The sequence below is a fragment of the Sphingobacterium arenae genome, assembly GCF_014692505.1.
GTDB lineage: Bacteria > Bacteroidota > Bacteroidia > Sphingobacteriales > Sphingobacteriaceae > Sphingobacterium > Sphingobacterium arenae.
Window position 1 is genome coordinate 171,017 of record NZ_JACNYK010000003.1, and the last position, 22,942, is coordinate 193,958.

Below are 22,942 nucleotides of genomic sequence, written 5' to 3' on the forward strand. Positions count from 1 at the left end.
CCACATCGTAAAATGTAAACGGTGTAAACATTTTGTTTTTATAACTGTTTAATCAATATCAAATAACTATGTTTATGAAAATATTATTTTTTATAACAACGGTGGTGTTTACGTTGGGGAGTTGTAATAGTTCCACAAATACAAATAGTACGAATTCCTACAAGGAGGATCAATATGAAAAAATTGGTCACACCGCTGATAATGGTGAGCTTCCCAAAAAAGCGAAGGATTTTTTAAATGCTCACTTTACCGATCAAAAAGTAAAGAACGTACATCACAAAAAGTCTCCCGTTGCCTACGGTACATTTTTTGAGGTTGAACTATCTGATAGAACAGAGGTGGATTTTGACAAAGATGGCAATTGGAAGGAGATTAGCAACGATCGCGACATCGAATTGCCAACTTTAATGTTACCCGACGCTATTCAAAAATACCTCGATACGCATTACGCCACAATAGGAGTGACAAGTATTGATAAAGATGAAACGGGCTATGAGTTAGAACTCATTAACGATGTAGATTTAAGTTTTGATTTGTCAGGAGTTTTTTTGCGAGAAAGTAGATAATGAAGGCTGATCAGTATGGAGAAAACAGACTGGGGTTACGATGTGCAGTATATCAAAAACTAATATTATGCGCATTTTTTATTTCCGCCATTACAAAAGTGCTCTGTGTACTTCCTATGCTTTCAACGGTGCCTAATTTGTTAAATACAAACTCCTGATAATGCTTCATATCCTTTGCAAATACTTTTAAGATAAAATCGTAGTCGCCAGAAATATTATAGCATTCTACCACCTCATCGATTTTGAGGATGTCTTCTACAAAACGATGTCCAATCTTGCGGTCATGTTGTTTCAGTTTAATATTACAAAAGACAATAAAACCTTGGCTGAATTTTTCGGGATTGAGTAAAGCAATATACTTTTTGATGTATCCTTCATTTTCCAATCTTCTTACTCTTTGTAAGACCGGAGTTGGCGACAAATTTACTTGTTTAGCCAAATCCTTAATTGTATGATTAGAATCATTTCCCAATATTTTCAATAACAATAAATCTGTCTTATCAAGCTCTTCCATAGCATAAAATTCTTTTGGAAAGACAAATCTAATTAATAAAAAGATTTTTTCGCTAAAAAGATCATGTAAAATAGCTGTGTCATCTAATTTTTTAAAAAAATATGGTTATTAATGCGTAGAAACTAACTTTGCGTAGCGTATAATCGAAGATTGACTTTATCGCGATTATAGGAGACTGTTCAGCATAAACACAGTATAATTTATGAAATTTTTAGTTACCGGAGGTACCGGATTTATTGGAGCACGTGTGGTTGTCAACCTATGGGAGCGTAATATACCCGTAGTCGTTGCCGATTTAGATTTGAATATAGCTTGGACGAAGCAAATTGCTCTTTTAAAGCATCGTGAAGATCCTGTCAAGCTTGCTGAGATTCAGCAACAGATAAATCAAACCTCATTCGTCAACCTCGATGTGTCGAATAGAAAGCAGGTTAATGAGGTGTTTTGTAAATTTCCGGATATAACGCATGTGATTCATTTGGCTTATCTGATGAGTGCGGAAGTGGAAGCCGATCAGAGTCGTGGTGCTGCTGTCAATATTCAAGGTATGATCAATATGTTTGATATGACCGTGGATCATAGACTGGTACGCCTTGTGTTCGCTAGTAGCGAAACTATTTATGGCGCTAATCACAGTGCCTATGGCGACGCAGACTATGCCGTAAAGGAGGATGACTTTTGCTCTCTTGACGATCATTTTTATACCTATGGGGTAATGAAAATGCTCAATGAGTTTACAGCGCAGAAGTATATTAAAAATAAAGGAGTCAGTATTGCTGCTATGCGTCCGCCGGTGGTATATGGTGATGGAAGGATGCGCGGATCCGTTCTCTGGGCCTGCGAGTTTGCTACAAATCCCGCACTTGGACGACCTGTTAAATTACCGTTCTCAAAAGAAGCTCGCGACTGCTGGATTTACGTGGATGATGTCGCTGAGCAGTTTGTCCGACTTTCTTTAAAACCAAAACTGGATCACTTTGCATACAACAACGGCGGACATTCCGTAACGGCGGAGGAGCTAATGCAGACGGTTCAACATATTGTTCCGGATACAAAATACGAATTTGATGAAAGTGTTCCACGCACAGCATTGATTGATCGTTGTGATAGTACGCGTTTGGAGCGAGAAATTGGATTTATCCCTCGATCACTTCAAGAGGGCGTGAAAGCACAAATTGAAGAAGCTCGTTGTAGGCAACTGCAGGTCAGTTACTAAAAAACTTCTATATTTATTGATAATAAAATTACGATATTAAAAAAGAAAGATATATGTCAGGATTTCGCAATACAGTCGTGGGCAGTTATCCCCGTCCCGAAAAATTAGAGGATACGATGAAACGACCTGTGATGGACCGGGAGGAAGTGGATAATTACATTGAGTGGGCGACAAAAGACCAAGCTAGCTTGGGGCTGGATACGATCACCGATGGTGAAGGATACAGGGAAAATATGTACTATTTTTATCAAAAGCGTATTGATGGTATTACTTTCGAGGATATGCCTAAGGTTTCGTTTGGGACGGCTGGTTTTGGTATCGAATGTCCCCGAGTGATCGGAGAACTGAAGAATTCACGTTTTGATATCGCCCGTAATTGGAAAATTGCTCGTGATGCTGCACCCGATGACGTAGAAGTTAAGCTGACCGTCACAGGACCGCATGTTTTGTATCGTTTCAGTGTGAACGAGCGGAAAGACCTTTATCCTGATGCACCGGCTTTGTGTCGTGCTTGGGCGAATGTTTTGAGAGGTGAAATTGCGGATGCTATCACCCTGGGTTGTACGCACGTGCAGTTTGATGAGCCTATGTGGACAGAATCTCCTGAGGAAAGCCTATGGGCAGCGGAAATCTTGGCGGAACTGATCGAATCGCTTCCGAAAAAAGTGCGGGTGGGCTTGCATGTATGTGGTGGTAATCCCCGTAGAAAGCGAGTTTATTTTACGAAATATATGGATCTGATAGAAGCATTTAAAACTGTTCCCGTGGACGAACTGTTGCTGGAACATTGTACGCTTGGCTACAATATGCTGGAACTATTTGATGATTGGGATTTTAAAGGTGATTTGGCAATAGGCGTTATTGATCAGCGCAGCGATGACCTAGAGTCCGTAGAAGTAATACGGGAGCGTGTAAAACCAGCATTAGAATACTTTCCGGCGGATCGCTTGATACTAACGAGTGAATGTGGATTTGGTCATGTACCTCTTGAAATCACCCACGCCAAATTGAAACGCTTAGTAGAGGCATCTAAAGTATTGTAAGAGACCTTAATTGTCTAAAGGAGGGCGTATCTGATGTTGTTGATACGACCCTTTTTTATTTTTGTGGATATAAATAGTTCCTATTTGTTTTTATTAACCGGTTCGCCGAACAAAATCTATTGTTATGCTATTAGAAAGATAGGAAAAGATGTATCTTTAGATAGCGCATAGAATTATAATGTAAACCATATAAAAAACGATTACTATGATGTCAAACATTGGGCTCATCATCGAAGAGCGAGCAGCAGATATCGGGAACTTTTTAGTAGGAAGATTACTGCCATTTCGCCAAAAGCGAGCGGTGGGGCCGTTTGTCTTTATTGATCACATGGGACCGTCGGCGTTGAAAGACTATGAAAATCTAGATGTTCCTCCACATCCCCATATAGGCCTCTCCACATTAACTTATCTCTTTGAAGGTGCTATTTTCCATCGAGATAGTATAGGAAGTGCCATGGAGATTGAGCCGGGTGCGGTGAATTGGATGACCGCCGGGAAGGGCGTCGTTCACTCGGAAAGAACACCGGAGTACCTTCGAACAACGGATAAGAACTTGCACGGATTTCAGATTTGGGTCGCACTTCCCAAGGATATGGAACAGAGTGAACCAACTTTTCATCATATCGGCGCTGAAGAGATACCGATATGGGCGGAAGGGAATACACAATATAAATTAATCGCGGGGGAGGCATTTGGAAGAAAATCGCCCGTACCTGTCCACAGTAAGATGTTCTTTATAGAAATTAAGACCCAGACAGCACAGAAGTTAAAAATAGGGGAAGAATTATATGGCGAAGTAGGCTTATATGTTTTAAACGGTAAGGTGAATATAGAAGGTAATGATTATGGAATTAAACAGTTAATGATAGCAAAAAATGCCCAACTTTGTGAATTTGAAACCAGCGACAATTGCACGGTCTATCTTTTCGGTGGGGAACCCTTTGATGACGAACGTTTTATATATTGGAACTTTGTGAGCTCTGATAGAGCATTGATCGAAGAGGCGAAAGTAAACTGGAAAAACCAAAATTACGACGCTTTTCCATTGGTTCCCGGTGATAATGATGAATATGTACCGCTACCGGAAACGGGTTTGAATGTGAAAAATAGGAGCTAGGATAGAATTTTATTGGCCCATTCAATTTCTTCTTGATTGATCGCGTGTCCAGCGTTTTCATAGACCTGTAGGTTCACTACAGCATTCATCTCCTTTAATATGTTTTCCGTTTCAAATACCCGCTCAATGGGCACATGAAAATCTGGGGTACTCGTACCTATAAAGACTGGAGTCTGTTGAAAATCACCACCATAGTTAGCTCTATTGATTTTTTCGCCAATTACTCCGCCGATAATAGCGACGACACCGCCAAATTTCCGCGCATTTCTGGTGATATACTCTAATGTTAAACATGCTCCTTGGGAAAACCCAAAAAAGTAAATGTTTTCTGACGTTATACCTGCATCTATAGCCGCTTTTACGGTCGTGGCCACGATATTAATAGCCGAAGAAAGCCAAGGCTCATTTTGCTCGGCAGGTGCAATAAATGATTTGGGATACCAAGTATGGTTTGTAGCCTGAGGGGCCAATAGGGCATAGCCACCCACATTTAAATGTTGGGTTAATCCCAAAATATCTTCCGCGCGACCACCTCGTCCATGAATCATAATAAGAACCTTCGCTGCTTCGTTTAAAGCTGTTCCTGCTGTTTTTATGTCTAAGTGATGTACCATTTTTTACTATTTCTTCTTGTCGATACCAAGCATTTTTATATTCGATTTTTCGATAATACAAAGATAACCAGGTTTTTCTTTTGCTACATTGACCTAGGTTAAGAAGTTCTTTTTCTCGATTTGTATTCCGATGTTTATATCCCTTAGATTGGCTTGTTTTTGTTAGAGATCATTGTTGTGCGATTGTTTTTGTAAACTAAACTAGACGTTATTTGTTTAAAATAAAATAGGAATATATTATCTAGCTATATGAATGTACATAATTTAAGAGGAAAGAATTGGACAGCCAGAAAAATAGACCAAACATATATCTTAAGTATTGCCGATAAGAGTAGCATTGTGGACACGTTAACCGATTTCCTAATGGTGCAAAAAATTGTTGCGGGTGAAATTACCGGAATTGGGGCTACTAATGAAGCTACTTTGCGTTTTTTTGATCCAGATACTAAAAATTATATCGATAAAACATTTACTGAACAAATGGAAATTAGCAATCTTTCTGGTAATATTTCTGAAGTGGGGGGAAAACCCATGTTGCATTTGCATGTGACATTGGGTAAAAGTGATTATTCTGCCTTAGCGGGACATCTTTTTGATGCAAAAATACGTGGTGCAGGCGAGTTTTTTATTACTGCCATCAACAATAAAGTTATAAAAGTAAAAAACGAAGATATAGGATTAAATTTTTATGATTTCGAAAACAACGTTTAAACTTTTTGTATACCTCTAGTATTGCATCATAGTTGCAAGTGAAAAATATTTTCTATCTTTGATGGGAGATACGAACATCATGACAGAGTTTTGGGAAGAGGCATTTCGCGATAAACAGACAATGTGGGGCTTCGAGCCTAGCCAATCCGCGATACTTACAAAAGATTTTTTTGTAGAAAAGGGCATCAAGAAGATACTTATACCCGGTATTGGTTATGGACGAAATGCACAGGTTTTCATTGAAATTGGAATGGAAGTGACCGGAATTGAAATTTCAAAAACGGCGATTGCATTAGCGAGAAAACATTACGGAACAGATATGGTTATTCATCATGGTTCGGTAGCTGATATACCTTTCTATAAGAATCAATATGCTGGTATTTTTTGTTATGCCTTAATTCACTTATTGGACCGTGACGAAAGAGCAAAGCTGATAGACGACTGCTATAACCAGCTTGCCGAAAACGGCTATATGGTCTTTACGGCTATCACCAAGAAAGCACGAACTTACGGACAAGGAAAACAAATAAGCAAAGATCGTTTTGAGCTCTTTGGAGGAGTAAAAATGTTTTTTTACGACAACCAATCCGTAGAGAAAGAATTTGGTAAATACGGGTTGGTTGAAGTTACCGAGGTAAACGAAAATTATCCATTCTATTTGATAAAATGTAGAAAATAAATTCATTTCCATGCGCCGACGTGATTCTTAGGCACGGATTTGTTGAATATAAAATGTATAATTTGCTAATGAATCGCCGCGATGATTGTTTTGGAGGCTTCTTGGATTATACCGACATCAACAGAATAGGAGATATATTTAACGCCTACATTTTTCCAATATCGTGCGCTTTCCAGCTGATCTGTAAAAACACCCACGACGATATTTTTTTTCAAACACTTATCGATAATCTCTGTCATTTTCTCAATAACAACTTCATGTGTTACCTGCCCAGGGACACCCAGTGACTGAGATAGATCATAAGGGCCAATGAAAGCAATATCGATACCAGCCACATTAATGATTTCTTCTAAATTCTGGATAGCTTCGGTACCTTCCAGTTGTAGGATCACAAAACTTTTATTAGCCTGCTCGAAATATTCAAAGCGGTCCTTATCGGAGAAGTTGGCAGCACGTACAAAGCGGCAAACGCCACGTTCCCCTTGAGGACCAAATTTGGCGTAAGAAATCGCACGAGCGGCTTCTTCAGCATTCGTTATCTGTGGAACCTGTACGCCTTTGGCACCTATATCCAGGGCTTTACCGATATGGGATGGATTGAGTTCTGGAACCCTAATGATGGGAAATGTATGGCTAATCTCCGCAGCTCGGACCAGGTGTTGGGCATTTAGAATGCTGTTGGGGCCGTGTTCCAAGTCGATGATTATAAAATCGAAACCTGCATATCCCATTGCCTCAACCATAGAAGCATCTGAAGTTTTTGAAAAGGGACCTATGACGATCTCTCCATTAGCTAACTTTTCTTCGAATCTACTTAAATTTACCATTCTGCAATTGCATTATCGTTATGACGCCAGATTGGATTATGCCAGTCGTGACCAACCGTCGCCATTTGTTGAACATATTCTTCATTGACTTCTATTCCCAGCCCTGGACCGGTCGGTATATCTACAAATCCATCTTCATAAGCGAACACAGCAGGATTTTTGATATAATCCAGCAGATCATTCGTTTCGTTATAGTGGATGCCCAAACTTTGTTCTTGTATCGTCGCATTGTAGGCGTTGGCGTCTAGTTGTAAACACGCGGCCAGTGCTATAGGTCCTAAGGGGCAGTGCGGAGCCAAGGCGATGTCGTAGACCTCCGCCATGTTGGCTATCTTTTTACATTCTGTTATGCCTCCGGCATGGGACAGATCTGGTTGGATGATATCCGCTACCCTGCCTTCAAAAACGGGTTTAAAATCCCATCTGGAATACAGCCGTTCACCAAGTGCAATCGGGATATTGCTACGTTTGTTTAATTCAGCAATACCCTCCAGGTTCTGCGAGAGGAGAGGCTCTTCAATGAAGATAGGCCGATACGCTTCAAGCTCCTTCAGCAGGATTTTTGCCATGGGCAGGTGTACCCGTCCGTGAAAATCGATCGCGATATTTAACTGCATGCCGAAATGCTCCCGTAAGATTCCCAAACGATTAAGTAAAGCATCTACTTCTTGGTAGGAATCGAGAAACCGAAGCTTGCCGGTACCATTTATTTTGATGGTTCTGAAGCCCTTATCATATACGCGTTGCACCTCGTCTATCAATATTTCTGGTTGGTCGCCACCGACCCAGGAATACACCTCCATTTTATGTCGAGATTTTCCGCCCAAAAGCTGATGAACAGGAGTGTTGTAAAATTTTCCTTTGATATCCCATAGGGCTTGATCGATACCCGAGATAGCACTCATAAGAATGGGGCCACCACGATAAAATCCACCACGATACATCAGGTTCCAAATGTCCTCTATTTCCAAAATATTCTTATCGCCGATCATAGTGATCAGCTCGGATACGGCTGTAGCTACGGTATCTGCTCTACCTTCTAATACAGGCTCTCCCCATCCCACTAAACCCTCATCGGTTTCTATTTTTAAAAACAGCCAACGTGGGGGAACCTTGTATAAATGGAAACTTTTAATTTTCATGATATATATTAAAATTTTGAAGAATTATACAGTCGAGCTGTGAGCCCACCATCGATAAGTATTTCGCTTCCGGTAATTTTCTGACTTTCATCTCCAGCGAGATAGAGTGCTAACTGGGCAATGTCCTTTGGCGTGGTAATTTCTCCCATCGCATGTAACGTGTTTATTTCCTGTTCAACAGACTGTGCATCATCCTTCTCCGCTAGCCATGACCTATAGTGTGGCGTGTCCGTAAAACCAGGACAAATTGCATTTGCCCTTATCCCATATTGTCCCAAGCTAATAGCCATACTTCTGGTCATTGCATTGACTCCCCCTTTAGCCGCAGCATAAATCTCCGTATCCGGCAAAGTCCGGAAAGCATGATTGGAAGAAATATTGATGATCGAACCCTTTATTTTTTTTGTAACCATAGCCTGGGCAACATATTTGGAACATAAGAACACACCACGGAGATCAATATTGATCAGCTCGTTCCAATCCTCTATGCTGGACTCTAGTAACGGCTTGAACCTGGTGATACCGGCATTATTAATCAAAGCGTCTATTCTACCGTATTTTTCCAACACCAGGTTTACCATATTTTTGATACTTGTTTCATCGGCAACATCGGTTTGTATAAAAAGAGACTGATAGCCTTGCTGGTTTATAGTCTTCTGTACAAATATCCCCTCTTTGTCGGTTCGTGTTGCTAGGATTACGACCCATTGTTGTTTTGCAAAATATTCGGCTATGCCTCTGCCAATCCCTTTACCTGCCCCGGTGATAACTACTACTTTGTCGTTCGTTGTGTGCATATATATTATTACGTTAAATCTTGATATTTCGGAAAGATCTACGATTACTAGACCCGGTTGTTTTTTGTTTCGCGTACGGCGAATAAAATGAAAATAAAATACGCGAAGCATATTCCAGCAAATAACAGAAAAGTTTGTAGGGTTGTGAAACTATTGATGATCACCGGAAATAAATAGGTTAAACTAAAGCAAGCGACCCATAAGAAGGCCGATGCAATACCTACAGCTGTTTCTCGTATTTGCATAGGAAATATCTCTGTGATGACCACCCAGGTAACGGGTCCTAACGTAGCCGCGTAGACGCCGATGAATGTGATTACAAAGAAACTTAATAAATAGCTTGGTATAAATGTCCCGGCAAACGACAGACCAATGAGCACTAATAACAAGGCCATGCCCCCTGAACCGATGAGTAGCAATTTTTTCCGACCCACCTTGTCCACGAAACGCATGCCGATCAGTGTAGCAATCAAATTGATGCTTCCGATCAAGATTTGTTGAAAAAGCTGCCCGTTCACATCCATACCGGCCTTTTCAAAAATGATGGGTGCATAAAATAAGACAGCATTGGCACCTGAAAACTGTTGGCACACGGCAATAACAATAGCCACCAACAGTAGAAAGCCCAATCCCTGTTTAAAGATATTGGCTATCACGAAGCCTTTTTGTTCTTGGTTCTTTTGTCGGTCTATATGTTCAATTTCAGCCTGCAGTTGATCTACGGTAAGTAGCGACCCCAGTATTTTGGTGCCTTTTTCCCGTTGACCGTTGAACACAAGCCATTTCGGACTTTCGGGTAGAAAAGGTAAAAAAAACAAGAATAAGGTGGCTGGCAAAGCGCCACTCATAAACATCCACCGCCAATTCCAAGACGTAAAAGATAGGTAATAATTGGTGATATAAGCCATCAGGATTCCAATTACGATCGCTAATTGATTGATGGATACCATCTTGCCACGAATATGCCGCGGGCTTAATTCAGCGATGTAAAGTGGTGACAAAATAGAAGCCCCGCCTACGCTGAAGCCCGCGATAACGCGCCAGATGACAATCGTATTCATGTGGTTCGAAAGTCCCATCGCAATAGAGGAAATACCAAATATCAAAGCAACAATAAATAACGATTTCTTACGACCTAGTCGCTCGGCGATTTTCCCAAAGGTCATGGTGCCCGCCGCGCAACCTAAATATAGGCTGCTAGCTACCCATCCAAGTTGAGAAGGAGAGAGGTCAAGGTCAGGCTGTATAAAGGGGATAGCCCCCGAGAAGATGGCAATATCAAATCCGAAAAGAAGTCCGCCCAGAGAGGCAATTAGGCTGTAAAAAATGACTCGTTTGTTGCTTTGGTTCATATGATTCTATACTACTGTAATATAACAACACGAAAGTAGTATTAACATGTATTAAATAGAATAAACAAAACGAGCAAAAAGATGGATTATTTTACTATGTTCGTTAATCCACAAAAAAATCCATCTTTTCCTTTCGATAGTCCATTCTTTAATATTAAAAATTACAGCAGTTTTGTAGTAATCGATATATCAGAGATTATGTTACAAGAAATATTTCCAACCCCGCTGTTTTTAGGAGAAGGTCCCGTTTGGGACGAGCGTGTCCAACGCTTGTATTTTGTCGATATTTTGTCGAAAAGAATGTACAGGTATTCGTTCGATACCAAAAGAGCTGAGGAATATCAATTCGAGGAATTTATTAGCTGCATTGCACTGCATAATGATCCAGATATCGTACTAATCGCTTTAGAAAGCGGGATATATGCCTTGAATACAAGCACCCGTGAAACAACTTTTGTTGTACAACCTGAAAAGAAACCGAACTATAGGTTTAATGACGGTAGTGTGGATAGGGAAGGCAATTGGGTGATTGGCAGTATGAATAATATAAATAATGGTGCCGAGGCAACGCATCAGCCCGATGCTTCGCTATACCGTGTCAATGGAAGCGAAGCAAACGTCCTGTTGGAGAACGTGACCATTTCTAACGGGATTGCCTTTTCGGATAGGGAAATGTATTACATCGATTCTATACATGGAAATGTTCGCCGTTTCGATTACAGCAACGGTGAGCTTCGAGATGAAAAAGTTGTTTTTGAAGTGGAAAAGGATGTATCTCCGGATGGCATGACTTTATCAAAATCGAACAAACTATACGTGGCGCTGTGGGGTGGTGCAAAAATAATCGTATATGATTTAAACAAGTCTGCCCTGGTTAGCGAGATTCCACTGCCTGTACCTAACCCCACTTCGTGCACCTTTGGTGGTAAGGATATGAACACGCTTTTTATAACGACTGCCTCTCTGGGAGAGAGAACCGATGCAGGGGTATATGCTATCAATCTGGAAGACGAAGGCCATACCGAAAATAAAGTACATTGGCCCGTGTTGGGTTAAAAAGTAAGGCCCAGCTTATCGCTAGGCCTTACTTTTTATATGTTTGGTCGAAGGACTTAAAAATTAGGATTTTGAACAATGCTGCCTTCGGATAAAACAATTTCTGAATTCGGGATCGGAAACAATAAATCCCTGCTTTCGTTAAAGGAAGTCCCTTTATTGCTATTCTCCCGTTGATTGGTGCGCTCAAAGGTGTCGGTGCTTATTTCGGTATTGTAAAGCACAAACGAACCGTTGGGACCGAAGAGATTGGCGATTACTTTTTTACCGTTGTTGTCATCCCAGCGGCGGATGTCGTAAAGCCGTTGGTGTTCCAGTGCGAGCTCTAACCGTCTTTCGTCGCGAATGGCCTGTCGCAAAGCTTCTCCACTACTGCTCACCGGATTTAAATTGACGCGTTCCCGAACGCGGTTGAGGGCATTGCGTGCTTCTCCGTCGTTACCGGTGGCGTTGGCAGCTTCGGCATACATCAGCAGGACATCGGCAAAGCGGAGCAAGCGATGGTTCAGTTTATTCCGGTTGCCATCATACGGAACGGCACGTTGTGCATGAGGAATGTAAAACTTCCGGTTGATCCGTGCCGACTTATGCTCTGCGGGCGCAATGACATAATTTTTTGCTACCTCACCCGGATCGTTCCATACATCATCCCCATGCTTGATAATGGTAGCGCGTAAACGTATTTCATCGCCGGCGGCTTTAAAAGCATTTTCTAGGTCGCTGGTAGGGCCACTCCATGACCAGCCACTATCATTACGGGAACCGGTGATTACCGAAAGGCGACCACCTAAATTGTAACCTACGGCATCGCTATACTGCACCTCAAAGAGGGATTCGATACTGTTGTTATGCTCGATTGTCCATACTTTATCAAAATTGTCCAACAGATCATACTCGCCGGAGGAAATTACCTGTGCCAAAACCTCTTCAGCCTCGGCCATTTTATTTTGGTACAGATATACTTTACCCAAGTAACCCAGTGCAGCACCTTTGGTAGCACGCCCGATATCGGCCGATGGATATTTGCTCCGCTCGGGCAGCCCCTCAGCAGCGGCTATCAAGTCTTTCTCTATAAATGCATAACATTCCTCAAGGGTATTGCGGGTAACTCCTTGTACCTCTTCAGGCATGGACAAACTCTCGATGATGGGTACACCACCAAAATTTTTGACCAGCTCAAAATACTGAAAAGCGCGTAAAAAGCGGGCTTCTGCAAGGACACGTTCGCGCAATTCCTCATTGGTAATCGGAGACTCCGGTAAGCGCTCCAGTACAACATTGCTCCGTAAAATAGCCTTGTAACGATACTGCCAATAGTTTTTCAGTAAGTCGTCTTGGCTCGGGTTCTGATAATGGGCGGTCCGTATATAACTGCTCTGGCTTTGCGTAGTGTTGTTCATCCACATATCGTCGGTTGCCATATCCGATGCGGGATAAAATTGCGCAACTTGCCACCAATCATCCCAAAAAACACCTTGGTAACAACCCGCGATTTGTTTTAACGCTTCTTCTTCCGTTTGAAAATAGGTGTCTAAATTTTCCTGTCCCAGTGCGGGTCTATCCAAAAATTTTTCGCAGCTTGTGAAGAGGCAGCTGCCTGCGTATATGGAAAGTGCTATAAATATCTTTTTCATCGTGTAATAATTTTAGAACGTGAGGTTTAAACCAAGAAGAAAAGTACGGGGATTAGGATAACCTAAGCGATCTATACCCGATTCCAGGGCTGTCCCTCCGGATGCCACCTCCGGATCTAAGCCGGTATAATTGGTGATCGTAAACAGGTTCTGTGCAGATAAGGACAGCCTAAGCTGGCCATTCGACCACATCGACGAGGGTAGGGTATAGCCCAGTTGTAACAGCTTCGCTCTTAAAAAGCTCCCATTTTCAACCATAAAGGTCGAGGGAATACGATAGTTATTGTTCAAATCATTTACAGACAAGCGGGCAAATGTATTGGTGCTTCCCTCGCCGTTCCAAGCCTTATCAAAGGTATCGGCATAGACGTTTTGGCCATTTTCTCCAGAATAGAAACCGACTTTGGGTAAGTTCATGATATCGTTGCCGACCGAACCATAGAAATTGGCAACCAGATCAAAGTTTTTGTAACCCAGACGGGCGTTAAATCCAACCGTAAAATCTGGAAATGCTTTGCCCATAAACACTTTGTCATCTTCGTTTAGTTGGCCGTCTCCGTTGGTATCCCTAAAGATAAAATCTCCGGGTTGTGCATTTGGCTGGATAAGCGTGCCATCGGTTCCGGCATGTTGCTGCACTTGCTCCTCATTTTGGAATACGCCATCGATCTGATAGCCGAAAAATCGGCTTATCTCTTCGTCGGGTATATTGCGTATCGCCAGGTCGTTATAGACCGCTCCGGTTAGAATAGGGGCATCCATAGCCAGTTCCATTGCTTTACTCTGTACGGCCGTCATGTTCAACCCTAAATCATAAGTGAATGCGTGGCTATTGTCGCTGTACTTGAGCGCAAACTCCCATCCTTGTGCCTGCATGCTCCCGATATTGGCCCACATCTGGGCATCCCACATCGGATAACCGAGGACGAGCAGATTGTTTTTCTGCATGAGCATGTCGTGATTCCGCTTTCGGAACCAATCTATTCCTACCGTGAACTTGTTCTGTAAAAAAGCCAAATCTAAGCCTACGTTTACATCTTCGACAGTTTCCCAGGTTAGCAGAGGATTACCCACTTGACTAACGGCAGACCCTACGTATCGCGTGCTTTCCGGTCCGAACACATAGTCCGCCGGTCCGATCAGGTTGATATAAAGACCTGGTCCCGCAACAGATTGGTTGCCCACACGGCCCCAGCCCGCACGCAGCTTGATATCTTGAAAGATGTCCTGTCCTGCTAGAAACGACTCATTGCTGACACGCCACGCACCCGAAATAGACGGGAAATTGGCATAGCGGTTACCTGCAGGAAATGCCGAAGATCCGTCGCGTCTAAAGGTCGCTGTAAGGTAATATTTCGAATCATAGTTGTACGTTAGCCGGCCCAACACCGACATCAACGTCCGGTAAGTGTCGGTGCCAGATGCTTTTTCCTCATCGGTACCGGCATCGAGATAGCGAAGGTCAGGGTGGCTATTTGGCACGTCATACCGCGAACCAAGCAACCCATAAGTGCTAAACTTTTCCATCGTAAAACCGACCATCGTGGTGAAATGGTGTTTATCCAGATCAAACATATAGCTCAGGGTGTTCGTCCAGTTCCAATCGATATTGGTGTCGTTCCGACGCTCGATATAGCTACGCTCACCTTGCTCTAGATTGTCAATAAAAAATTCAGGTTCAAATTTGTGCGCGTTTTGTACCCGTGCATTTACGTTAAACTGCGTCCGTGCGGTCATTCCTTGGATAGGCGTAACCGTCAGGTGAGGCGTCATAATCAATGCGAAATGTTGTATTTTTTCGTCTAAACGGGCCAAACGTCCCATTGGGTTCCATACTTGATTATGCTTGGAACGAGCATAGTTGTTGAATACATTGGTTTCCCATTCATCTGTCGGACGGAATATGGGCGTAGTAGGATCCATCCGCATAATGTCGGCATACAAGTCTGGCGTGTTTGTCCAGGATTCATAGCGCGGGGCGAGGTCGATCCCCAACTTAATATCCTCGGTAAGGGTATATTCATTATTTAGCCGTATGGACAAGCGATCCCAATAGCCCACATCGTACTGCGAATTCTGTCTGAAATACCCGACATTTCCGCTAAATACGTTCTTCTCGCTTCCTCCTTGAAACCCTACATTATAGTTGTGGATCGTGGCCGTCGTATTGACAGCTTCTTTCCACCAGTCTGTGCCGTCGCCGGGTTTTAAATTATCTTCCGCATTCCAAATTGGCTCATTGTCGTCGTTGGTATACCGTGTTTTGTATACCTGCTCGTAGATGGATGCATCCGCTATATTCGGCTTGGAAATGGTTTGTATTCCTGTAGATCCGCTAAAGGTAAATACGGTTTTGCCCGACTTACCTTTTTTGGTTGTGATGAGGACTACTCCATTCGATGCCCGGGTTCCGAAGATAGCAGCGGCTGATGCGTCTTTCAGGACTTCCATACGCTCTATATCTTCTGGATTCAAGAAATTGAGGTTTGTACCCGGAGGTAGGGGGACGTTGTCTACCACATACAGGGGATCTGAACCGTTGACCGATGTAATTCCACGAATAATAACACGCGGACTTGCCCCTGGTCCTCCAGAGCCCGTAATCTGAACACCATTGGCTTTTCCCTGCAAGGCGTTTAGCGCACTACCGGCCGTAAAATCTTTTAGATCTTCGCCTTTGACCGAAGTAATGGAGCTCGTTAGATCACTCTTGCGGACAGCACCGTAACCGACTACAACGACTTCCTCTAAATCGGATGCCATCGGCTCTAAAAATACATCGATTGTTGATCTGCCTGATACAGGTAACTGCTGCGGTTGATAGCCCACAAAGCTGTATACCAACGTGTCTTGGGGTGCCGCGGCAATATGATAAGAACCGTCGTTGTCCGTCGAAGTGCTAATGGGCTTTCCCTTCACGGCTACTGTAGCTCCACTGATTATGGTATCGTCACTTCCTTTTACTACCCCGGTTACGGTTGGTTGCTCTTGAGCCCAACCGATAAGGGGTGCGATAAATAGCATAATAATTAAATATGTCTTCATTTTCCTTGATTTTTATATACAGTCCTTCTTTACCTGTATGCTCATTCGCGGATCGAGTGTTTTAATAAATAGCGGTTGCGTCTTGTTTCTGTTGTTCTTGCTGTTGGGGCTGGAGGTTGTCTGCAAGCCACTTCGGATTCCGGATCGTTGCAGGCCGGAAATCGTCACTGTTCATATACCGCAGAATGGATTGCAAGAGTTGCTTCGCGACGATCCGCTTTTCTAAATTGGAGTTAAGATCGATGGAAACAACCATCAGTTTCCCTTCATTAATAGAACCCTCGAAGGCTAGTGCCAGCTTTCTGTTGTTGGCGAAATTATCAATCATCTGGATGAGGGGTGTTCCACCTTCCAGGGAGTCGATAATCAACGTGGTAGAGTTGACATTTAGATCCCACCATTGCCAGTCGGTATGATTGTCTGTAGGAAAGTCGGCAAACACCGCGTTCTGCTTATCTAGTAATAACCCCATTGTTCCGGCTTGTGTTGGAAAATGTACGGGACTCCAAAAGACGGGAACGAACTTTCCTTCCAGCCCCTTGGTGGTCTTCCAATCGGGATTTAAGAGCACTTTTTTACCTGCTTGTACCTGTTGTATAGCCTCGGTAACATCATTGGTGTAGATGACGTCTCCAAAATTCACGGTTTCTGAGGCGGGATATACCCAAATATTCCAACTGTTGCTATAATTAGTATCGGCTATTTGCAGTTGGACAGTGAGTTTTGTGGCTTCTTGTATGCTGCTGAGGTCGACCGAAAACTTTCCGAGACCATCATTAAAGCCCATGCCGAGCTGTACGTCAAATTTTCCTGACTTCAGGAGAGCATCGTTTTTGCTGATGGACCACTCGATCGTTTGGCTTTCATGAAAAGGCTGAAGGTAATTGGAGACACTGACGTCTGCATGGAATACCTCCGAGTTTTTATATGTTGCTTTTTCGAAATTTAAAAGTGGAACAAGGGGGCCATTGAAGCGCTTAAAATCTGTGGAATCGAGTATACCTTTACTTTCCCAAAAAGCATCTAACAAACCTACCAGAGCTGTTCCTTGCCCCGGAAAGTCATGGAGATCGAGTAATTGAAAGCCGCTGATGCCAGCAGTCTTTAAGGCGCGTTCAATCTCTTCTTTGTATAGGATGGCAGCAAGCTTACCGGATGATTGTAGGAAGTCGTCAGCCTGCTGGATTAGCCTCTTCTTCTGCAAATCGTTCCGTATCGCTTTGAAGTTTAACGGATCTAAAACGCCCGTGTATTTGTCGATCTCGCGTATATTGGGGAAAACAGCATATTGTCCAATCTCGTGGGTCACAACAGGGACATGGACATTAGCCAATGCACTGTTGTAGTTTTTGTTAAACGATGGACTTTGCGCGTTAAAAACACCTTGACCTCTAACCCAACCGTCTTTGGTCCATTGGGTCACAAAGAAATCGTCGTTTGGTTCCGGTCTATCGCCGTGTCCTTTTTCAAAGGTAAAGGAGGTGTTCGCAAATAACCGCCGGTTGTCCATCTCCTTTAAATCAGAGACCATTTTATTGAGCACCGACATATTGCCTTGTAGTTCATTGCCTAAGCTCCACAACATAAACGATGGGTGGTTACCATATTCTTTGATCATCCGTTGGGCCTCTTCGTAAAGAAATTCGGTGGTACTCTGGAATTCACCGACGGTTAAAGACCAAATAGGCAGCTCCACCTGCAGATAAACGCCGAGCTGATCCGCTGCCGCGAACGCTGCTTCAGGAGGGCACCACGAATGAAAGCGGATGTGATTTAATCCCCAGTTTTTTGCGGTTTGAAATATGTTTAACCATTCGTCTTTTTGCATGGGTGGGTGTCCGGTAAGCGGAAAAATATTGCATTCGAGCGTTCCCCGCAAAAATATAGGCTGTCCGTTCAGTTCAAATGTTTTGCCCTGTGCTTTGAAATCGCGAAAGCCAAAGTCTAAGGCGGTGTCGGTGGATATGGATTTTTGGCCTAACGAGAGATGTAAGCTATATAAGTTGGGGTGAAACTCGTCCCAAGGCAGAATTTCCTTTGTGATCGGAAGGGTAAACTCCACGACCTGTTGTCCGGCGGAGAGGGTTATCTCTTGATCTACCTGTCCGGCGAGCCCCTTGCCCTCTTTTAAAGAACATGCAACGTGCAAGGGCAATTTCATTGCGCGTGCCGTGTTATTTTGGATAACCGCTTTTACTTTTACGCTTTTGGCGGTGATATCGGGATAAACCTGTACGTGGTCAAAGTGTACCGCGCGCTGATTTTCAAGGGAAAATTCACCAATAACGCCGTTCCAGATGATTTGTGTGTGATCGGTGTAGGCATGCGCTAAGTTATTATAACTGACGTCAAAGAATTTTCGATTGTCTATCCTTAAGGTAATCCGATGTGTTTGGCCGGGCGTGAGGTATTTACTCAGATCAAAATAGTGGGGCGCAATTAAGCTGTTTTGTTCGGTATCCACTTTTACGCCATCGACCCATACAGTCGTTTTCCAGATGACCCGTTCTAGTTTTAAAATTGTTTTCTCGCCGTTCCAGTCTTTCGGAATCTCGATTTCTTTAGCATACCAGGCAGCGCCGACATAGTGGTGTTTGCGGGTGAGATGTGTGAGCTGTAGTTTTTCCAATTCGGGAGTTAACGTGTTGGGGTTTCCCAACTTTGCGTCGTCGAGTGTTCCCGGAAGGGAAAGCTGTGTGTCGAACAATCGATTTTCCCACTGCTCTTTCACACCGATATCCAAAGAATCGAGCGCGACGGTCCATTGCCCAGATAGATTAAGCTTGGTCTGCGAAAATAACTCGGTATATAAGCAACAAGCTATTAAAATAGAGAGTAAAAGCTTGCGGACCGTCTGGTTTTTAGTTGAAAACTTCATTTTTTAAAATTTGGATTTACTGACAATAAATTCATGAAATAAAATGTAAAGAGCAACTATGTAAAAAGACCCTTTTGATCACTTTTACGATAGCATGATGTTATTGCTAAGATTTATAACAAAGCAAATTTATTAGGATATTCTGAGTTAGAAAATGGACGATAATCTGTAAAACATGTAGAAAAAAACTATTTTTAATTATAAGCCCCCGTAAAAATGTCTATCATTTTCACTGAATCATCCATTTTGTTTTGTCGGATGGAACCCTATGTTTGTGTACAGTTAGACCTGATTATAGGATATCTTTTATCTACAAGCCAGGCCTGTGTTTTCTAGGCTTCCTTTTTCTACGGATAGAAAGAGACAGCCTCAACATTGACAGATAAATTTAAATTACGCAAACAATGAATGACCTTTTTGTAAATGTTTGGGAAGAGAAGATCAAGATTCCTACCTATAAATGCGGCAATCCGGAGAAAAATCCGATGTTTTTTGAGAAACGTGTTTATCAAGGTAGTAGTGGGGTGGTTTATCCCAATCCGGTTATCGAAAAGATATACGACGATAAAGAGGATGTCGAATACACCGCTTTATTTCTGGAAAATAAGTATATAAAAATTATGATCTTGCCTGAACTGGGCGGGAGAATCCAGCGGGCATACGACAAAGTAAAAAAACGGGATTTTATCTATTATAACCATGTCATCAAACCGGCCTTGGTGGGGCTGTGCGGTCCGTGGATATCGGGCGGGATAGAGTTTAACTGGCCGCAACATCACAGACCGAGCACATTTCAGCCGGTGGATTACACGATAGAGGAAAATGCGGATGGGAGCAAAACCGTTTGGGTAAACGAAATTGAGCGCATGTTCGGTACCAAAGGAATGGCCGGGTTCACGGTTTATCCGGAAAAAGCATACTTGGAAATCAAAGCCAAAGTATATAACCGCACGGCACTGCCGCAAACGTTTCTATGGTGGGCGAATCCGGCTGTCAAGGTCAACGATTACTATCAATCCGTTTTTCCGCCAGATGTAAATGCAGTGTTCGACCATGGCAAGCGGGATGTAACCAGTTTCCCAATAGCAACGGGGACCTATTATAAGGTAGATTATTCGCCCGGAACGGATATTTCCAACTACAAAAACATACCGGTACCGACGTCGTATATGGCGGTGAAATCGAAGTACGATTTCGTAGGGGGGTATGAAAACGATACGCAAGCGGGTCTATTACATGTGGCTAACCATCACGTTTCGCCGGGAAAAAAACAGTGGACCTGGGGAAATGGGGATTTCGGTAAGGCTTGGGACCGTAACCTAACCGACGAGGATGGCCCTTATATTGAACTGATGACTGGCGTATATACCGACAATCAACCTGACTTTACCTGGCTAATGCCTTATGAGGAAAAATCGTTTACGCAATATTTTATGCCTTATCAGGAATTGGGCGTAGTGAAAAATGCCACGAAGGATATGCTGATTTATATGGATACGGAAGAGCAGAAGGCGACTGTAAAAGTATTTTCTACATCAGAGCAACGGAGGAATCAACTCGCGATCTGGTGTGGAACCGAGTTGCTCCATAAAGAGGTATTTGACGTTTCACCGGAAAATGTATTTGTTAAAGAGATAAACCTCCAAAGGGAAGTAAACGGGAAAGATTTTAAAGTGATTATACAGGATCATACCGGAAAAGAACGGATTAGCTATGAACCTCTCCGGGATATCGCTACCGAAATCCCCAAATCTGCCGAAGCGGCTTTACCTGCACAAGAGGTAGAGAATACCGAGCAGCTGTTTTTAACCGGCCTACACTTGGAACAATACCGGCACGCTACGTACAATCCGGTTGATTACTATGAGGAGGCCCTTCGCAGAGATCCAAAGGATGCGCGAAACAACAATGCGCTGGGAAAATGGTATTTAAGAAAAGGGAAGTTTGAAAAAAGCGAGCCCTACCTGAGAAAGGCTATTAAAACCTATACCCAGCGAAATCCTAATCCCTATGACGGTGAACCGTATTACAATCTCGGTTTATCGCTTAAATTTATGGATCGGCTAGACGATGCCTATGAGGCTTTCTATAAAGCGGTATGGAACGGTGCGTGGCAGGATAGTGGCTACTTTTCGTTGGCACAGATCGACCTCATCAAGGGCGATCTAACGCAGGCACTCGAACATATCAATTGGTCTATAGACCGAAATGCACGGAATAATAAAGCCTGGGTTTTAAAAGCCGCTATTCTACGGAAACAATATCAATGGGGTGAAGCGATAGCCGTAAGTAAAGAAGCCATTAAGCGCGACCGATTTAATTTAGGTGCGTATTTCGAGCTTGGTAAATCCTATTCGCTGCTTAATCAGAAAGATAAATCGGCTGAATCTTTGGAAGAGTTGGAAAGGCTATCGCGAAAATACAGCAATAGTTTTCTGGAATATGCTTTGGATTATGCGGCAGCGGGACTGTATCCCGAAGCTATCGAAGTGTTGAGCGTCGTAACAACAGACATCCATCATCAGCCCATGATTGCCTACTATTTGGGGTGGTTTACTTGGAAGGTTGGCGATGAGCAAAAGGCGAAATTCTGGTTTAAGCGGGCTGCCTCGGCGAATCCAGAACTTTGCTTTCCCAATCGATTAGAAGAGATCGGCGTGCTGGAATGTGCGCTGAAATTGAACCCGGAGGATGCGAAAGCACCTTATTATCTGGGAAATCTATGGTATGATAAACGACAATATAACGATGCCATACAGCTGTGGGAAATCTCTATAAAACGCGACGATACCTTTGCTACCGTTTTCCGGAATTTGGGAATAGCTTACTTTAATAAAAAGGCGAATCCCGCTCGTTCCGTGGAATGTTTTGAGAAGGCTTTTGCACTTGATCCGAACGATTCGCGGGTGTTCATGGAGCTCGATCAATTGTATAAACGCTTGAATAGGATTCCGGAAGAGCGCCTAAACTTATTGGAGAAACACAACGCACTGGTGGAAGCGCGAGATGACCTATATTTAGAACGGGTTTCCTTATATAATTTTCTGGGTGAATATGAGAAAGCGCGCGAGCAATTGTCCCGACGAAAGTTTCACCCTTGGGAAGGTGGCGAGGGAAAGGTACCTGAGCAATATGTATACAGTTTAATGGAATTAGCTAAAAAAGCTATTCGGCAAACGGAATTTGAGGCTGCCATCCAGCTATTGGAGCAGGCACAGTTATATCCTGTAAATTTGGGTGAGGGTAAACTCATTGGAGCAAAAGAAAATGATTTGTTTTATTGGCTAGGGGAAGCCTATCAGAGGATGGGCGAAACTGAAAAGGCCGATATTAGTTTTAAAAAGGCTACCGAAGGCGAAAATGAACCTGTTGCTGCGGTATTCTATAACGACCAGAAACCAGATATGATATTTTATCAAGGGCTGGCCCAGAGGAAATTGGGTGATGAGCAGAAAGCTACCGGGACTTTCAACAAACTCATCGCATACGGACAAACTCATATTAACAACAAGCCGCAGATCGATTACTTTGCCGTATCCCTGCCGGATATGCTCATTTTTGATGACGACTTAGCTGTTAGAAACGAAATTCATTGTCGGTACATGATGGGGCTGGGCTATTTAGGCTTAGGGAAACTGGACAAAGCGAATGAGGAGTTTGAAAATGTCTTGCGAAAACACAGCATACACGTTGGTGCGAAAACACATTTGACGTTTATTAAAATGCAGGAAAAGAAAACAGTTGATTAGCG

At 43.0% G+C, this 22,942-nt stretch carries 17 protein-coding genes; 8 read left to right on the forward strand and 9 right to left on the reverse strand.

The genetic code is table 11. The annotated features are described in order from the left end of the window. Positions 1–74 precede the first annotated feature (74 nt). On the forward strand, positions 75–566 hold the full coding sequence (locus H8B17_RS12955) for a PepSY-like domain-containing protein (RefSeq protein WP_190309646.1): 492 nt from the start codon (positions 75–77) through the stop codon (positions 564–566). Positions 567–618: 52 nt separating this feature from the next. On the opposite strand, the gene H8B17_RS12960 is transcribed toward H8B17_RS12955, so the two are convergent. Next, positions 619–1,080: an Lrp/AsnC family transcriptional regulator gene (locus tag H8B17_RS12960; RefSeq protein ID WP_190309647.1), complete on the reverse strand. Its 462-nt coding sequence runs from the start codon at positions 1,078–1,080 to the stop codon at positions 619–621. Positions 1,081–1,282: 202 nt separating this feature from the next. Here H8B17_RS12960 and H8B17_RS12965 point away from each other — a divergent pair, with 202 nt between their 5' ends. The 3 genes from H8B17_RS12965 (at position 1,283) to H8B17_RS12975 (ending at position 4,456) form a co-directional block, all read left to right on the forward strand. Continuing rightward, positions 1,283–2,296 carry an NAD-dependent epimerase/dehydratase family protein gene (locus H8B17_RS12965; RefSeq protein ID WP_190309648.1) on the forward strand — a complete coding sequence of 338 codons (1,014 nt, stop codon included), beginning with the start codon at positions 1,283–1,285 and terminating at the stop codon, positions 2,294–2,296. A 53-nt stretch (positions 2,297–2,349) separates the two neighbouring features. Continuing rightward, on the forward strand, positions 2,350–3,339 hold the full coding sequence (locus tag H8B17_RS12970; protein WP_190309649.1) for a hypothetical protein: 990 nt from the start codon (positions 2,350–2,352) through the stop codon (positions 3,337–3,339). 208 nt (positions 3,340–3,547) lie between these two features. Then, a complete protein-coding gene (locus H8B17_RS12975) occupies positions 3,548–4,456 on the forward strand; it encodes a pirin family protein (RefSeq protein ID WP_190309881.1) in 909 nt (302 codons plus the stop codon). Here H8B17_RS12975 and H8B17_RS12980 read toward each other — a convergent pair. Further along, entirely contained in the window at positions 4,453–5,070 is a 618-nt protein-coding gene (locus tag H8B17_RS12980) for an alpha/beta hydrolase (protein WP_190309650.1), read from the reverse strand. The genes H8B17_RS12975 and H8B17_RS12980 overlap by 4 nt on opposite strands. A gap of 249 nt (positions 5,071–5,319) precedes the next feature. Here H8B17_RS12980 and H8B17_RS12985 point away from each other — a divergent pair, with 249 nt between their 5' ends. Together H8B17_RS12985 and H8B17_RS12990 are read left to right on the forward strand one after the other, a co-directional pair. After that, positions 5,320–5,781 carry a PPC domain-containing DNA-binding protein gene (locus H8B17_RS12985; RefSeq protein WP_190309651.1) on the forward strand — a complete coding sequence of 154 codons (462 nt, stop codon included), beginning with the start codon at positions 5,320–5,322 and terminating at the stop codon, positions 5,779–5,781. Positions 5,782–5,842: 61 nt separating this feature from the next. Continuing rightward, positions 5,843–6,460 (forward strand): class I SAM-dependent methyltransferase, encoded by a 618-nt coding sequence (locus H8B17_RS12990; protein ID WP_223816555.1) that lies wholly within the window; start codon positions 5,843–5,845, stop codon positions 6,458–6,460. 65 nt (positions 6,461–6,525) lie between these two features. Here H8B17_RS12990 and H8B17_RS12995 read toward each other — a convergent pair whose 3' ends face one another. From H8B17_RS12995 to H8B17_RS13010, 4 genes are read right to left on the reverse strand one after another with little or no spacing between them, the layout of a single operon-like run. Further along, complete coding sequence (locus tag H8B17_RS12995; RefSeq protein ID WP_190309652.1) at positions 6,526–7,287, reverse strand: HpcH/HpaI aldolase family protein; 762 nt, start codon at positions 7,285–7,287, stop codon at positions 6,526–6,528. After that, complete coding sequence (dgoD, locus tag H8B17_RS13000; protein ID WP_190309653.1) at positions 7,281–8,429, reverse strand: galactonate dehydratase; 1,149 nt, start codon at positions 8,427–8,429, stop codon at positions 7,281–7,283. Before dgoD ends, H8B17_RS12995 begins: the two co-directional genes overlap by 7 nt. Positions 8,430–8,437: 8 nt before the next feature. Further along, positions 8,438–9,226 (reverse strand): SDR family NAD(P)-dependent oxidoreductase, encoded by a 789-nt coding sequence (locus H8B17_RS13005; RefSeq protein ID WP_190309654.1) that lies wholly within the window; start codon positions 9,224–9,226, stop codon positions 8,438–8,440. Positions 9,227–9,273: 47 nt separating this feature from the next. Beyond that, positions 9,274–10,578 carry a sugar porter family MFS transporter gene (locus H8B17_RS13010; protein ID WP_190309655.1) on the reverse strand — a complete coding sequence of 435 codons (1,305 nt, stop codon included), beginning with the start codon at positions 10,576–10,578 and terminating at the stop codon, positions 9,274–9,276. 198 nt (positions 10,579–10,776) lie between these two features. Here H8B17_RS13010 and H8B17_RS13015 point away from each other — a divergent pair, with 198 nt between their 5' ends. Continuing rightward, positions 10,777–11,634 (forward strand): SMP-30/gluconolactonase/LRE family protein, encoded by an 858-nt coding sequence (locus tag H8B17_RS13015; protein ID WP_190309656.1) that lies wholly within the window; start codon positions 10,777–10,779, stop codon positions 11,632–11,634. Between the two features lie 56 nt (positions 11,635–11,690). On the opposite strand, the gene H8B17_RS13020 is transcribed toward H8B17_RS13015, so the two are convergent. From H8B17_RS13020 to H8B17_RS13030, 3 genes are all read right to left on the reverse strand, one after another. After that, complete coding sequence (locus tag H8B17_RS13020) at positions 11,691–13,268, reverse strand: RagB/SusD family nutrient uptake outer membrane protein (RefSeq protein ID WP_190309657.1); 1,578 nt, start codon at positions 13,266–13,268, stop codon at positions 11,691–11,693. 12 nt (positions 13,269–13,280) lie between these two features. Further along, positions 13,281–16,313: a SusC/RagA family TonB-linked outer membrane protein gene (locus H8B17_RS13025; protein WP_190309658.1), complete on the reverse strand. Its 3,033-nt coding sequence runs from the start codon at positions 16,311–16,313 to the stop codon at positions 13,281–13,283. Between the two features lie 61 nt (positions 16,314–16,374). Then, positions 16,375–19,191 carry a sugar-binding domain-containing protein gene (locus tag H8B17_RS13030; protein ID WP_190309659.1) on the reverse strand — a complete coding sequence of 939 codons (2,817 nt, stop codon included), beginning with the start codon at positions 19,189–19,191 and terminating at the stop codon, positions 16,375–16,377. 404 nt (positions 19,192–19,595) lie between these two features. Here H8B17_RS13030 and H8B17_RS13035 point away from each other — a divergent pair, with 404 nt between their 5' ends. Beyond that, entirely contained in the window at positions 19,596–22,940 is a 3,345-nt protein-coding gene (locus H8B17_RS13035) for a DUF5107 domain-containing protein (RefSeq protein ID WP_190309660.1), read from the forward strand. Positions 22,941–22,942 lie beyond the last annotated feature (2 nt).

Coding starts and splice junctions, on each gene's coding strand:
- H8B17_RS12955 (WP_190309646.1), top strand. CDS start 75: ATGAAAATATTATTTTTTATAACAACGGTGGTGTTTACGTTGGGGAGT.
- H8B17_RS12960 (WP_190309647.1), bottom strand. CDS start 1,080: ATGGAAGAGCTTGATAAGACAGATTTATTGTTATTGAAAATATTGGGA.
- H8B17_RS12965 (WP_190309648.1), top strand. CDS start 1,283: ATGAAATTTTTAGTTACCGGAGGTACCGGATTTATTGGAGCACGTGTG.
- H8B17_RS12970 (WP_190309649.1), top strand. CDS start 2,350: ATGTCAGGATTTCGCAATACAGTCGTGGGCAGTTATCCCCGTCCCGAA.
- H8B17_RS12975 (WP_190309881.1), top strand. CDS start 3,548: ATGTCAAACATTGGGCTCATCATCGAAGAGCGAGCAGCAGATATCGGG.
- H8B17_RS12980 (WP_190309650.1), bottom strand. CDS start 5,070: ATGGTACATCACTTAGACATAAAAACAGCAGGAACAGCTTTAAACGAA.
- H8B17_RS12985 (WP_190309651.1), top strand. CDS start 5,320: ATGAATGTACATAATTTAAGAGGAAAGAATTGGACAGCCAGAAAAATA.
- H8B17_RS12990 (WP_223816555.1), top strand. CDS start 5,843: ATGGGAGATACGAACATCATGACAGAGTTTTGGGAAGAGGCATTTCGC.
- H8B17_RS12995 (WP_190309652.1), bottom strand. CDS start 7,287: ATGGTAAATTTAAGTAGATTCGAAGAAAAGTTAGCTAATGGAGAGATC.
- dgoD (WP_190309653.1), bottom strand. CDS start 8,429: ATGAAAATTAAAAGTTTCCATTTATACAAGGTTCCCCCACGTTGGCTG.
- H8B17_RS13005 (WP_190309654.1), bottom strand. CDS start 9,226: ATGCACACAACGAACGACAAAGTAGTAGTTATCACCGGGGCAGGTAAA.
- H8B17_RS13010 (WP_190309655.1), bottom strand. CDS start 10,578: ATGAACCAAAGCAACAAACGAGTCATTTTTTACAGCCTAATTGCCTCT.
- H8B17_RS13015 (WP_190309656.1), top strand. CDS start 10,777: ATGTTACAAGAAATATTTCCAACCCCGCTGTTTTTAGGAGAAGGTCCC.
- H8B17_RS13020 (WP_190309657.1), bottom strand. CDS start 13,268: ATGAAAAAGATATTTATAGCACTTTCCATATACGCAGGCAGCTGCCTC.
- H8B17_RS13025 (WP_190309658.1), bottom strand. CDS start 16,313: ATGAAGACATATTTAATTATTATGCTATTTATCGCACCCCTTATCGGT.
- H8B17_RS13030 (WP_190309659.1), bottom strand. CDS start 19,191: ATGAAGTTTTCAACTAAAAACCAGACGGTCCGCAAGCTTTTACTCTCT.
- H8B17_RS13035 (WP_190309660.1), top strand. CDS start 19,596: ATGAATGACCTTTTTGTAAATGTTTGGGAAGAGAAGATCAAGATTCCT.